The organism is Hydrogenophaga sp. H7, assembly GCF_002025745.1.
GTDB lineage: Bacteria > Pseudomonadota > Gammaproteobacteria > Burkholderiales > Burkholderiaceae_C > Hydrogenophaga > Hydrogenophaga pseudoflava.
In genome coordinates this window covers 86225-99157 of the sequence record NZ_MCIC01000018.1, presented here as the reverse complement: position 1 = coordinate 99157, position 12933 = coordinate 86225, and the positions used below count along the sequence as shown (strand labels likewise).

The following is a 12933-nucleotide window of genomic DNA, read 5'->3' as shown; positions in this document are numbered from 1 at the left end:
TCATGTCGGCCCCTGTCACCGCGCAGCCGGACTCCGCTGCGCCATCACCACCCCCGCCTGCGCCACCCGCGCGGCCGGTGGCCTACCCGCCCTTGCAGGGGCGGGAACTGGTGCTGGGCACATTGGCGCTGTCGCTGGCCACGTTCATGAACGTGCTCGACACCTCCATCGCCAACGTCTCCATCCCCGCCATTGCGGGCGACATGGGCGTGAGCCCGGCACAGGGCACCTGGGTCATCACCTCGTTCGCGGTGGCCAACGCCATTGCTGTGCCGCTGACCGGCTGGCTCACCCAGCGCTTCGGTCAGGTGCGCCTGTTCACCATGAGCGTGCTGCTGTTCGTCGTGGCGTCCTGGCTCTGCGGCCTGGCGCCCAACATCGAGCTGCTGATCGCCTTCCGCGTGCTGCAGGGTCTGGTGGCCGGTCCCATGATCCCGCTGTCGCAGACCCTGCTGCTGGCCAGCTACCCGCCGGCCAAGGCCGGCATGGCGATGGCCATGTGGGGCATGACGGTGCTGGTCGCACCGGTGGCCGGCCCGCTGCTGGGGGGCTGGATCACCGACAACATCTCCTGGCCCTGGATCTTCTACATCAACATCCCGGTGGGCATCTTCGCCGCCGCCCTGACCTGGTCGATCTATCACAAGCGCGACCCGGGGCCGCGCCGCGTGCCGCTGGACGTGGTGGGCCTGCTGCTGCTGGTGCTGTTCGTCGGGACCATGCAGATCATGATCGACAAGGGCAAGGAGCTCGACTGGTTCGAGTCCGGCGAGATCATCGCCCTGACCGTGGTGTCGGTGGTCAGCTTCCTGTTCTTCCTGGCCTGGGAACTGACCGACCAGCACCCCATCGTCGAACTGCGCCTCTTCGCGCGGCGCAACTTCCTCACCGGCACACTCTCGCTGTCGGTGGCCTATGGTCTGTTCTTCGGCAACGTGGTGCTGCTGCCGCTGTGGCTGCAGCAGTTCATGGGCTACACCGCCACCTGGGCCGGCCTGGCCACGGCGCCGGTGGGGCTGCTGGCCATCGTGCTCTCGCCCTGGGTCGGCAAGAACGTCGCTCGCATCGACCCGCGCAAGCTCGCCACCGTGGCCTTCGTGGGCTTTGGGGTGGTGCTGTGGATGCGCTCGCACTTCAACACCCAGGCCGACTTCACGACCATCCTGATCCCGACGGTGTTGCAGGGCGCCGCCATGGCGTTCTTTTTCATCCCGTTGCAGGCCATCGTGTTTTCGGGGCTGACGCCGCAGCAGATGCCCTCGGCCGCCGGGTTGTCGAACTTTGTGCGCATCACCGCAGGTGCGGTCGGCACCTCGCTGTTCACCACCCTGTGGGACAACCGTGCCGCCATGCACCATGCCCAACTGGTTGAAGCCGTGCACAGCGGCAGCGCCACCGCCGTGGGCACCCTGGACCAGCTCATGGCCGCCGGCATGAGCCGTGAGCAGGCGCTGGCCAGCGTTGACCGCATTCTCAGCCAGCAGGCCTACACCCTCGCGGTGACCGACCTGTTCTATCTGTCGTCGGGCCTGTTTTTCCTGCTGGTCGGCGTGGTGTGGCTTTCCAGGCCTGCGCGCGGTGCTGCGGGCGGGGGCGGCGGGGCGCATTGACGCCCGCCGCAGGTGCAGCGCGGCAGGGCCGCCGCGCTGCATGAGAATGGCGGCATGGACGCATACCTGCTGATCGGCAACGCCAACACCCGCAAGACCTCCGTCATCCGCAGCCTCACCGGCTGCTTCAACCGCAGCGTGCGCGACATCCAGCTGCAATCGGGCAAACCGGTGCGCTTCTATGCCCGCGTCGGCGCGCTGCAGAACACCCGCACGACGCTGGACGACTTTGTCCAGGAGGTGAACCGTTCGCGCTGCCAGGCGGTGCTGTTCGCCCTGTTGCCGAATGCCGTGCACACCGACCTCATGGGCTACCCCGACGCGCAGACCTATGTGGCCGGTCTGCGCGAGCGGGGCTGGCGCATCAAGGGCGTGGCCGTGCTGGGGCAGGACGGTGGCGGCGTGCGTGCGACCAACCTGCGCCAGTACATCCAGGCCGGCACCGCGCCGGTCAACGTCACGGCCCGCGAGGTGCGCGCCCAGTTCGGCTGGCTCTGATCGCCGCCACAGGGCCGCGCGGTCAGAATCGGTAGGCACCCGCCACGCGGTGCGTTTTCAACTCAAACGGAGCACACAGATGGGCTGGTTTTCCAAAAGCACCGACGGTTTTTTCCTGTCTACCACCACGCCGCCGGACATCAGGCAGAGCCAGTACCTGGGTGTGGTCAACGGCGAGGCCATCATCGGCGCCAATATCTTCCGCGACATGTTCTCGTCAGTCCGCGACGTGGTCGGCGGCCGGGCCGGGGGCTATGAGCGGGCGCTGTCGGGCGCGCGCGATGCCGCGCTGGAAGGCCTGATCGAGGCTGCGAAAGAACTGGGCGCCAACGGCGTGATCGGCATCGACTTCGACTACGAGGTCATGGGCGAGACCAACGGGATGATGATGGTCGCGGTCAGCGGGACGGCGGTGAAGCTGGGGTGATCTCCGCGGCAGGCGCTGTAGGCGCTGCAGGCGGCGTCTCGGCGCGCAGCGCCTGCAGCAGCTTCATCCCGCCCCGCCCGTTGACCTCCTGCCCCAGCCGCTCCTGCTCGGCGCGGATCGCGTTGCGGCTTTTGTCGCCGAGCATGCCGTCGACCAGACCCACGTCGTGGCCTGCGAGCAGCAGCAGGACCTGCAGTTCGCGCCGTTCGGCGCGTGAGAGGCCGGGGTCGTCGGTGGGCCAGGGGGTGGTGAACGGGCGGGCGCCGCGCAGGCGGTCGCTCAGGTGGGCAATGGCCAGGCCGTAGCTTTCGGCGGCGTTGTAGCTGTAGATCGCGTCGAAGTTTTTGAACACCAGGAAGGCCGGGCCCGTGTGGCCGGCCGGCGTCATCAGGCCGGCGCTGCCCAGGCCCGCGGGCAGCGCCGAGCCATCGACCTTGAGCAGCCCGCGCGCCGCCCATTCGCTGATCGGCCGCTTGCTGCGCCGGCCTTCACCGTCGGTGCTGAAACCGGGCGGCAGTTGCACCTCGAAGCCCCAGGGCTGGCCGCTCTGCCAGCCGGCCTTGGCCAGAAAGTTGGCGGTGGAGGCCAGCGCATCGGCGGTGTTGTCCATCAGGTCGCGCTTGCCGTCGCCGTCGCCATCCACGGCCAGGCGCTCGAACGTGCTGGGCATGAACTGCGTGTGGCCGAAGGCGCCGGCCCAGGAGCCGAGCAGGCGCTCGGGCGCGATGTGGCCGGCCTGCAGGATGCGCATGGCAGAGTACAGCTCGCCCTGGAAGAAACTCTGGCGCCGGCCGTAGCACGACAGCGTGCCCAGCGCCTGCACCAGCGGGTACTTGCCCTGGCTCTGGCCGAAGTTGCTCTCCACGCCCCAGACCGCGACCACGGTGGCCGGGTCGACGCCAAAACGCTGCTGCACCCGTTCGAGCACTGCCGCGTGCTGCTGCAACATGGCCTGGCCCTGCTGCACACGCTCGTCGTCGACCAGGCCGCTGAGGTAGTCCCAGATCGGCATGCTGAACTCGGGCTGGTAGTTCAGCTTGTCGATCACGCTCATGTCGGGCGCAAGGTCGCGTGTGAGGAAGCGGAAGGTGGTTTCCGACACGCCCTCGCGGCGCGCGGCGTCGCGCAGGCCGTCGAGGCACCGGGTGAACTCGGGCGGTATGGCGGTGGGCTCGGTCTGTGCGAATGCGGGCAGGGCGATGGCCAGCGCAGCGGTCGCCAGAAGCGGGGAGAGGCGGTTCATGAAAACGGAAAAGGAATCAGACGGCCCAGGTGGAACCGTGTTCGGGAACGAGGGCGCGCCAGCCGAGTTCGCGCTCGATGCGCTGGCGCAGCGCGTCGGAGGCTCCCGGGTCGCCGTGCGTGACGAACACGCGGTGCGGCGCGTGCGGTGAGGCGCGCAGCCAGTCCATGAGCTGGCTGGCATCCGCGTGGGCCGAGGCGGACTGCAGCTGCACGACCTCGGCGCGCACCGGCACGTCCTGCCCGTGGATGCGGATGGCCTTGCTGCCCCGGGACAGCGAGTCGCCGCGCGTGCCCGGTGCCTGGTAACCGGTGAGCACCACCATGTTGCGGTGGTGGCCCAGGTAGAGCGCCAGGTGGTGCAGCACGCGGCCGCCGGTGGCCATGCCGCTGGCCGAGAGGATGACCTTGGGGCCGTGCTGCTGCGCGATGGCCTTGGACTGGTCGACCGAGGTGACCATCTTCGCCACATGCTCCATGTCGCGGCACTGCGCGGCGTTCAGGCGGTGTTCGCCCAGGTGGCGGTCGTAGAGGTCGGTGGTGTGCACGGCCATCGGGCTGTCGAGATAGATCGGCAGACTGTGTGGCAGCACGCCGTTGGCCTTGAGCAGCGCGACGGCGTGCAGGATCTCCTGTGCGCGGCCGACGGCAAACACCGGCAGCACGGCGGTGCCGCCGCGCGCGGCCACGCGCTGCAGGGCCGGGCCAAGTTCGGCCAGCACGTCTTCGTCCGGGTGCTCGCGGTCACCGTAGGTGGACTCGATCACCACCGCGTCGGCGGCGGGTGGCTTCTCGGGCGGCAGCATCAGCATGTCGTCGGGTCGGCCCAGGTCGCCCGAGAACAGGATCTTCTTGCCGCCCACCTCCAGCAGCAGGCTGGCCGCACCGAGGATGTGCCCGGCGCGGATGAAGCGGGCCGTCCAGCCGTGCAGCGGCTCGAAGGCGCGGTCCATCGGCACGGTGTGCAGCAGCTTGAGCGAATCGAGCGCGTCGGCCTCGGTGTAGAGCGGCAGGGCGGGCGCGTGTTTGCTGAAACCCTTGCGGTTGGCGAAGGCCGCGTCTTCTTCCTGGATGTGGCCGCTGTCGGGCAGCAGGATCTGCGCGAGGTCGCGCGTGGCCGTCGTGCACCAGACCTTGCCGTGGAAACCTTCCCTGGCGAGCAGTGGCAGGTAGCCGCTGTGGTCCAGGTGCGCGTGCGTCAGCAGCACGGCGCCGATGTGGTTGGGCAGCACCGGCAGCGGGTCGCGGTTGCGCAGGCGCAACTGCTTGTAGCCCTGGAACAGGCCACAGTCGACCAGCAGGCTCTGGCCGTTGAACTCGACGAGGTATTTGGAGCCGGTGACCGTGCCCGCGGCACCGAGGAAGCGGATGTGGACGTTCATGCGGGGCATGTTACCCCGCAGGGGGCTCAGGACAGTGTCTCGGAGAGCAGCAGCATGAAGATGAAGCCCGCCATGAGGGTCACCGAGGCCATGCCCTCGAAGCCGTTGCGGTGCGTCTCGGGAATGATCTCGTGGCTGACCACGAACAGCATGGCGCCGGCCGCGACCGCCAGGCCCACCGGGTAGAAGGCCGGCAGGCTGCCGAGCACGGCCAGACCCACGATGGCGCCGAAGGGCTCGGCCAGGCCGGTGAGCGCGGCCACAGCCCATGAGCGGCCGGCGCTCTGGCCGAGGGTGCGCAAGGCCATGGCGACGATCAGGCCCTCGGGCATGTTCTGCAGCCCGATGGCCAGCGCCACCGGGGCACCCGCATTCACCGCCGCGCCACCGTCCACGCCCAGGGCGCTGCCCGCATAGGCGGCGCCCACGGCCAGGCCTTCAGGCACGTTGTGGATCAGGATGGCCAGCACCATCAGCCAGGCGCGCTGGCCGGCGGTGTGTTCGTCCGTTTGCGGCATGGCGTGGCCGGCGGCCGCAGGCGGCAGCACGGCGTGTTCGTGCGGCGTGAAGCGGTCGATGGCGAGCATCAGCGCCATGCCCAGGGCCAGGCCCAGCGCGGTGAGGCCGGCGGCGCCGGCCGCGCCGGCACCCGTGGTGGCCATGAGCGCGCGGCCCGCGTCCAGCGAGGGCAGCAGCAGCGCGAAGAAGGCCGCGGCCAGCATCACGCCCGCGGCGAAGGCCATGAAGGCCGCTTCCTGCCGCTTGCCCAGGCGCTCCACCAGAAAGACGGGCAGGGCGCCCACCGCGGTGGCCATGGCCGCCAGGAAAGAGGCCTGCACGCCGGCCGTCATGCCGCTGCTGGCGCCGGTGGCGTCCCACCAGAGGCGGGTGGGGGTCCAGAAGGTGCTGCCCGCGGCCAGCCCAGCCATCAGCAGCAGGCCCGCGCCCAGGGCCAGCAGAGCGTTGCGCAGCGCATGCGGCGGCACCGGCAGTTCCAGCTGCTGCATCTGCAACCAGACGGGGCGGACTTGGCGGATCAGGGCGGTCATGGCGGTTCTCCAGCGAGGCAATCGGCAATGGCTGGTAGTTTGTCAAAAACTATCTATTGAGGCCATTTGATTGTCCGAATGAACGCGATAGACGGCTGTGGTGAGGCTGCTCAGTTGATTTGGTAATAAACAACTGAAAACGTATTCGTTCCAGTTTTGATGACCGGCTTTCATGATCCGCTCCCTTGATCACCCCATCCGGAGCAACACCATGAACACCCGCCGCCACTTCACCACTTCGCTGATCGCAGCCGCCGCGCTGACCGCCGCCACCGGCGCCGCCTGGGCCCAGCCCGCCCCCGTGACCCTGCTCAACGTGTCGTACGACCCGACGCGCGAGCTGTACGTGGAATTCAACGCCGCCTTCGCCAAGGCCTGGAAGGCCAGGACCGGCCAGGACGTGACCATCAAGCAGAGCCACGGCGGCTCGGGCAAGCAGGCCCGTTCCATCATCGACGGGCTGGACGCCGACGTCGCCACCCTGGCCCTGGCCGGTGACACCGATGCGCTGCACGTCAACGGCGGCTGGATCCCCAAGGACTGGCAGAAGCGCCTGCCGCACAACAGCACGCCCTACGCGTCCACCATCATCCTGGCCGTGCGCCAGAGCAACCCCAAGGGCATCAAGGACTGGGACGACCTGGTCCGCCCCGACGTCAAGGTCATCACGCCCAACCCCAAGACCTCGGGCGGCGCCCGCTGGAACTACCTGGCGGCCTGGGAATTCGCCAAGCGCAAGTTCGGCAGCGACGCCAAGGCCAAGGAATTCGTGGCCAAGCTGTACGGCAACGTGCCGGTGCTCGACACCGGCGCACGCGGCTCCACCATCACCTTCGCCCAGCGCAACCAGGGCGACGTGCTGATCGCCTGGGAGAACGAGGCCTACCTGCTGGAGAAGGAGTTCAACACCAGGTTCGACGTGGTCTATCCCTCGCTCTCCATCCTGGCCGAGCCGGCGGTGACCGTGGTGGACAAGAACGTGGACAAGAAGGGCACGCGCGCCGTGGCCACCGCCTACCTGGAGTACCTGTACACCGAAGAAGGCCAGGACATCATCGGCAAGCACTTCTACCGCCCGGTGGTCTCGGCCAAGGCCCAGGCCAAGTACGGCCAGCAGTTCCCCAAGCTCAACCTGTTCAGGATCGACGAGGCCTTCGGCGGCTGGGAGAAGGCGGCCAAGGAGCACTTCGCCGATGGCGCGTCGTTTGACCAGATCTACACCCGCAAATAAGGCGCCGCACAGTCTGCGGTCACACACCTCAGGGAGTTCTTCATGTCTGTTCTGCTGATCGCCGGCAGCCCCACCGAACACTCGCGCTCGGCCACGTTGCTGGACGGTGTGGCGGAGCGCCTGCACGCCGCGGTCGACGACCGGCGCCTGCGCGTGGAGCGCCTGCGTATCCGCGACCTCTCGCCGCAGGCGCTGCTGCTGGCCGATTGGGGCCACGCCAGCGTGGTGCGCGCCATCGAGCAGGTGGCCAACGCCCGCGCGCTGGTGATCGCCACGCCGGTCTACAAGGCCGCCTACAGCGGCGTGCTCAAGGTCTTCCTGGACCTGCTGCCGCAGACCGCGCTCAAGGGCAAGGCGGTGCTACCCATCGCCACCGGCGGCAGCCCGCACCACATGCTGGCGCTGGACTACGCGTTGCGGCCGGTGCTGCAGTCGCTCGGCGCGCGCCACATCCTGCCGGGGGTGTACGCCTCCGACGCGCAGATTCCGAAGGATGAGGCGGGCGACTACCAGATCGGCGGCGAGATCGCCCAGCGACTGGACGACGCCACGCACACCCTGCTGCAGGAGGGGCTGCGACTGTCTGCGGTGCCCGTGCCCCGTCCCGTGCCTTTTTCACAGGCGCTCTACAGCGTCTGACCACTTTTTTTCAAAGGAGCTTCTGTCATGTCCATTCAAGCCATCAACGTCCGCAACCAGTTCCGCGGCAAGGTCAAGGAAATCATCAAGGGCGATGTCGTGTCCGAGGTCGATGTCGAGACACCCTGGGGCGTCGTGACCTCGGTCATCACCACCCGCTCGGTGGTCGACCTGGGGCTGGCCGTGGGGTCCGACGTGGTCGCGCTGGTCAAGTCCACCGAGGTGTCCATCGCGAAGGTCTGAGGGTGAACTTTCAACAGCTGCGCTCGGTCCGGGAGGCCGAGCGCTGCGGCTTCAATCTGACCGAGGTGGCCTCGGTGCTGCACACCTCGCAACCCGGCGTGAGCCGGCAGGTGCGCGAGCTGGAGGAGGAACTGGGCGTCGAGCTGTTCGTGCGTTCGGGCAAGCGCCTGCTCGGTCTCACCTCGGCCGGCAAGGCCCTGCTGCCCATCATCCAGCGCGTGCTGCTGGACGCCGAGAGCCTGCGCCGCGCCGGCCAGGAACTGCAGGGCCGCGACGAGGGGCGCCTGTCGATTGCGGCCACGCACTCGCAGGCGCGTTACGCGCTGCCGCACGTGGTGCGCGACTTCCGCCAGCGCTACCCGCGCGTCACGCTGCATCTGCACCAGGGCTCGCCCCGGCAGGTGGCCGAGATGCTGCTGGCGGGCGACGCCGACATCGGCGTGGCCACCGAGGCGCTGGCCGGCTACGGGCAACTGGTGACGCTGCCGTGCTACCGCTGGAGCCACAGCATCGTGGTGCCGCCCGGGCACCCGCTGCTGTCGCTGGAACGACCGGTGACGCTGCTGGACCTGGTCGCGTTTCCCATCATCACCTACGAGGTCGGCTACACCGGCCGTTCGCACATCGACGACGCGTTTGCGGCTGCGGGCCTGCGGCCCGACGTGGTGCTGACCGCCATGGACGCGGACGTGATCAAGACCTACGTCGAGCTGGAGATGGGCGTGGGCATCGTCGCCTCCATCGCCTTCGACGAGGAGCGCGACACGCATCTGCACGCGATCGACGCGGGGCACCTGTTCCAGATCAACCTGACCCGCCTGGGCCTGCGCCGCAACCACTGGCTGCCCGGCTTCGCCTACGGCTTCATCGAAACCTTCGTGCCCACGCTCACGCGCGAGGCGGTGATGGCGGCGCAGGACAGCGCCTGAGCTTCCGAAAAAGAGCGGGGCCTGCCCCCTGGCAGCACCCCGCTTCAACCCCACGCACATCGTCTGATTAGGCCGCCTTGGCCTGCGGTTCTGCGTAGCGGCTGGCGGGTCGTTCCAGCCCCAGGTTCTCGCGCAGCGTCGCGCCTTCGTAGGCGGTGCGGAACAGGCCGCGTTTCTGCAGCTCCGGCACCACCAGGTCGACGAACTCGTTCAGGCTTTGCGGCAGCACCGGCGGCATGATGTTGAAACCGTCGGCGGCGCCGTTCTCGAACCATTCCTGGATACGGTCGGCGATCTGCACCGGCGTGCCCACCACCACCCAGTGGCCGCGCGCGCCGGCCAGGTACTCGTAGAGCTGGCGCACGGTGTAGCGTTCGCGCCGCGCGAGTTCCAGCACCACATGTGCCCGGCTATTGATGCCCTTGGGTGGTTCGGGAATGTAGGGTGGTCGCGCGTCCAGGTCCCATTTCGACAGGTCTTCACCCGGCCAGAACGGCGCCAGCGTGGCCAGGCCCACCGAGGGGTGGATCAGCGCCTGCAGCTCGGCCCACTTGGCCTGGGCTTCTTCTTCCGTGCGGCCGATCACCGGCGAGATACCCGGCAGCACCAGCAGCTGGTCGGGCCGGCGGCCGTATTTGGCCAGGCGCCCCTTCACGTCCTTGTAGAAGGCCTGCGCTTCGGCCAGGCTGGTCCAGGCGGTGAAGATGGCTTCGGCCGTGGCGGCTGCCAGTTCCTTGCCGTCTTCGGACGAGCCGGCCTGCACGATCACCGGGTGGCCTTGCGGCGGGCGCTCGATGTTCAGCGGCCCTTTCACCTTGAGGTGTTTGCCGATGTGGTTGAGCGCGTGCAGCTTGTCAGGGTCGAAGTACACGCCCGAGGCCTTGTCGCGCAGGAAGGCGTCGTCCTCGAAGCTGTCCCACAGGCCCTTGACCACATCGACGAACTCGTGGGCGCGCTCGTAGCGCAGGGCCGGGTCCGGGTGCGCGTCCAGGCCGAAGTTGCCGTGCACGTTCTCGGCGCTGGTGGTCACCACGTTCCAGGCCGCGCGGCCCTTGCTGATGTGGTCCAGTGAGGCGAACTTGCGCGCCAGCAGGTAGGGGTCTTCGTAGGTGGTGGACGCGGTGGCCACGAAGCCGATGTGCCTGGTCACCGCCGACAGCGCGGCCCACAGCGTGACCGGCTCGAAGTGCGAGAGGCGCCCCTGGCGGCTGAACGACTCGCGGTCGCCCTGGTGCCAGATGCCGGGGCTGTCGGCCACGAAGACCTGGTCGAACAGGCCGCGCTCGGCCGTCTGTGCCAGTTCGATGTAGTGGTCGATGTTGACGCCCGCATCGGCCTGGGCGCCGGGGTGGCGCCAGGCCGCGATGTGGTGGCCGGTGGCCATGATGAAGGCGCCGAGGCGGAGCTTTCGTAGCGGTTGCAGTTGCGCTTGGGTCATGTTGGTTTCCTCCTTGTTGTGCGATCAGAAGGTCTGGTCGGTCGTGATCGTGATGCGGTGCAGCTTGCGGTGCTGCGGGAAGAAGTCGCCCACCGCGTAGTGCTGGGTCGAGCGGTTGTCCCACACCGCCAGCGTGCCTTGCGCCCAGCGCAGGCGGGCCTGGAATTCGGGCACGCGGGCCAGTTCGAACAGCTGGGTCAGCAGCGCGTCGCTGGCCGAACGCGACAGTCCCTTGATATGGCTGGTGAAGGTGCTGTTGACGTACAGGATCTTCTTGCCGGTGACCGGGTGCACGCGCACCACCGGGTGTTCCACCGGCGGGTACTTGGCGCGCGCGGCCTTCAGCTCGTCGCCGCTGGCGTCCTTGCGCAGCAGGTACTCGGTCCAGCCGCTGATCTCCCAGGTGTGCACCGCGGTGAGTGTTTCCAGGTAGGCCTGGAAGGCCGGCGGCAGGCTGTCGTAGGCCGCGGTCAGGCTGGCCCACAGCGTGTCGCCGCCGGTGGCGGGAATCACCTGCGCGTACAGGCTGGTGCCCAGGGGCGGCTGTTCGCGCCAGGTGATGTCGGCGTGCCAGTTGCTGGCGGCCTTCGGCTTCTCGGACGTGCTCTCGACGATCTCGATCTCGGGGTGCGCTTCGAGCCTCGGGAAGAAGGCCTTGACCTCGGCCACGCCGCCGAAGCTGCGCGTGAAGGCCACGTGCTGTTCGGGTGTGAGGGTCTGGTCGCGGAAGAAGATCACTTCGTGCCGGGCCAGCGCGTCGCGCAGTTCGGCCTGGGTGGCCTCGTCCAGCGGCTGGCGCAGGTCCAGGCCGTGGATCACGGCGCCGATGTTCGGGGTGTAGGGCTCGGCCTTGAAACGGGAATAGACGCTGGGCAGGTCGTTGAGCTGGGACATGGGGAACTCCTTGACTGGATGGTTGCTGTGGAGGGCACGAAGGGCGCCGTCCTTTTTCCAGTCTGGGTGCGCGCGCACGCCCCGTGAACGAAGCGTTTTGCATATGCAAACGCGGCCAACAGGGGGTTCTCATGCACTGCGCGGCATGAGCTCATGACCACAACAGCGCTGCGTTTGGATATCCGTTTTCATTCGTTCCCCGAGCAAGGCGCCGTCCGTAGATTCCGTCCGGTCCACAGCCATCGATTCAACCGGAGGAACCATGAATCCACGTCAACGACTGGGCCTGCTCGCGCTGGCCTTCACCCTGTCCACCACCGGCCTCGCGCAGGCCCAGACCGCCCCCGAACCGCTGAAGGTCATCCGCATCGGCGTGGCCACCGGCGGCGTGGGCAGCAACCCGATCCGCCACGGCGGCACCACCACCGCGCTGGCCTACACCGACGGCGCGTTTGAAGACGAGTTCCGCAAGGACGGCGTCGAGATCAAGTGGGTGTTCTTCAAGGGCGCCGGCCCGGCCGTCAACGAGGCGCTGGTCAACAAACAACTGGACTTCGCCTGGCAGGGCGACCTGCCGGCCATCGTGGCGCGCGCCAACGGTGTGAAGACCAGGCTGATCGCCGGCAGCGGCGTGCGCACCGGGCTCTACCTGGCGGTGCAGCCCGATTCGGGCATCACCCGGCTCGAAGACCTCAGGGGCAAGCGCGTGGCGCTCTTCAAGGGCACCAACCTGCACCTGGCCGCGTCCGCCGCGCTGGCGGCGCACGGCCTGAAGGAAAGCGACCTCAAGCTCATCAACCTGGACCTGGCCGGTGGCCGCACCGCGCTGCTGAACAAGGACGTGGACGCCATCTTCGATTACGTCGGCGCCTTCGACCTGCGCGACAAGGGGCAGGCCAAGATCGTCTGGTCAGCCGCGGCCGACAACTACAAGTTCACCCGCCAGACCCACCTGCTGGTGACCGACGACTTCGCAGCGAAGCACCCGCAGGCCGTGCAGCGCGTGGTGACCACGCTGGTCAAGGTGGCGCACCGCTACTCGAACGAAGCGAACCGGGCCGACCTGTTCGAGCGCTGGGGCAAGACCGAGTACCCCGAGAAGATCTGGCGCGAGGACTTCATCGGTCAGCCGCTGCGCGTGCGCCTCTCGCCGCTGCTCGACCCCTTCCTCGTCTCGCGCTACAAGGAGGCGGCCAAGGACGCCCACGCCCTCAAGCTGACGCGCTCAGTGCCCGAGATCGACAGCTGGTTCGACCGGCGCTACCTGAACGTGGCGCTCAAGGAACTCAAGCTCGAAACCTACTGGCCGGTCTATGGACCCGACGGCCAGTTGGCCAACTGAACACCGAGT

Annotated in this window: 13 protein-coding genes; 8 read left to right on the top strand and 5 right to left on the bottom strand. The window is 68.2% G+C overall.

The window, feature by feature from the left end; genetic code table 11:
* Window positions 1–2: 2 nt before the first annotated feature.
* From BC358_RS18125 to BC358_RS18115, 3 genes are all read left to right on the top strand, one after another.
* The gene (locus tag BC358_RS18125) at window positions 3–1610 is read left to right on the top strand and encodes a DHA2 family efflux MFS transporter permease subunit (RefSeq protein ID WP_079366916.1); all 1608 of its coding nucleotides are present in this window, start codon (window positions 3–5) and stop codon (window positions 1608–1610) included.
* A 54-nt stretch (window positions 1611–1664) separates the two neighbouring features.
* Window positions 1665–2108 carry a hypothetical protein gene (locus BC358_RS18120; RefSeq protein WP_066150160.1) on the top strand — a complete coding sequence of 148 codons (444 nt, stop codon included), beginning with the start codon at window positions 1665–1667 and terminating at the stop codon, window positions 2106–2108.
* A gap of 79 nt (window positions 2109–2187) precedes the next feature.
* Entirely contained in the window at window positions 2188–2535 is a 348-nt protein-coding gene (locus BC358_RS18115) for a heavy metal-binding domain-containing protein (protein WP_079366915.1), read from the top strand.
* On the opposite strand, the gene BC358_RS18110 is transcribed toward BC358_RS18115, so the two are convergent.
* From BC358_RS18110 to BC358_RS18100, 3 genes are read right to left on the bottom strand one after another with little or no spacing between them, the layout of a single operon-like run.
* Window positions 2507–3778 carry a lytic murein transglycosylase gene (locus BC358_RS18110; RefSeq protein ID WP_079366914.1) on the bottom strand — a complete coding sequence of 424 codons (1272 nt, stop codon included), beginning with the start codon at window positions 3776–3778 and terminating at the stop codon, window positions 2507–2509. The two genes, BC358_RS18115 and BC358_RS18110, sit on opposite strands and share 29 nt — an antisense overlap.
* 16 nt (window positions 3779–3794) lie before the next feature.
* Window positions 3795–5159 (bottom strand): MBL fold metallo-hydrolase RNA specificity domain-containing protein, encoded by a 1365-nt coding sequence (locus BC358_RS18105; protein ID WP_079366913.1) that lies wholly within the window; start codon window positions 5157–5159, stop codon window positions 3795–3797.
* A gap of 26 nt (window positions 5160–5185) precedes the next feature.
* Complete coding sequence (locus BC358_RS18100) at window positions 5186–6208, bottom strand: ZIP family metal transporter (protein ID WP_079366912.1); 1023 nt, start codon at window positions 6206–6208, stop codon at window positions 5186–5188.
* Between the two features lie 211 nt (window positions 6209–6419).
* On the opposite strand from BC358_RS18100, the gene BC358_RS18095 reads away from it, so the two are divergent.
* Genes BC358_RS18095 through BC358_RS18080 form a run of 4 tightly spaced genes read left to right on the top strand, consistent with a single transcriptional unit; the run spans window position 6420 to window position 9250 of the window.
* On the top strand, window positions 6420–7439 hold the full coding sequence (locus tag BC358_RS18095; protein ID WP_079366911.1) for a sulfate ABC transporter substrate-binding protein: 1020 nt from the start codon (window positions 6420–6422) through the stop codon (window positions 7437–7439).
* A gap of 42 nt (window positions 7440–7481) precedes the next feature.
* On the top strand, window positions 7482–8078 hold the full coding sequence (ssuE, locus tag BC358_RS18090) for an NADPH-dependent FMN reductase (RefSeq protein WP_066150172.1): 597 nt from the start codon (window positions 7482–7484) through the stop codon (window positions 8076–8078).
* A gap of 27 nt (window positions 8079–8105) precedes the next feature.
* Window positions 8106–8321, top strand: coding sequence for a molybdopterin-binding protein (locus BC358_RS18085; RefSeq protein WP_066150175.1), 216 nt, complete (start codon window positions 8106–8108; stop codon window positions 8319–8321).
* A 2-nt stretch (window positions 8322–8323) separates the two neighbouring features.
* Window positions 8324–9250, top strand: coding sequence for a CysB family HTH-type transcriptional regulator (locus BC358_RS18080; RefSeq protein WP_079366910.1), 927 nt, complete (start codon window positions 8324–8326; stop codon window positions 9248–9250).
* 67 nt (window positions 9251–9317) lie between these two features.
* On the opposite strand, the gene BC358_RS18075 is transcribed toward BC358_RS18080, so the two are convergent.
* Window positions 9318–10688, bottom strand: coding sequence for an LLM class flavin-dependent oxidoreductase (locus BC358_RS18075; RefSeq protein WP_079366909.1), 1371 nt, complete (start codon window positions 10686–10688; stop codon window positions 9318–9320).
* A gap of 24 nt (window positions 10689–10712) precedes the next feature.
* Window positions 10713–11582: a TauD/TfdA family dioxygenase gene (locus BC358_RS18070; RefSeq protein WP_079366908.1), complete on the bottom strand. Its 870-nt coding sequence runs from the start codon at window positions 11580–11582 to the stop codon at window positions 10713–10715.
* A 262-nt stretch (window positions 11583–11844) separates the two neighbouring features.
* On the opposite strand from BC358_RS18070, the gene BC358_RS18065 reads away from it, so the two are divergent.
* On the top strand, window positions 11845–12924 hold the full coding sequence (locus tag BC358_RS18065) for an ABC transporter substrate-binding protein (protein WP_079366907.1): 1080 nt from the start codon (window positions 11845–11847) through the stop codon (window positions 12922–12924).
* Window positions 12925–12933 lie beyond the last annotated feature (9 nt).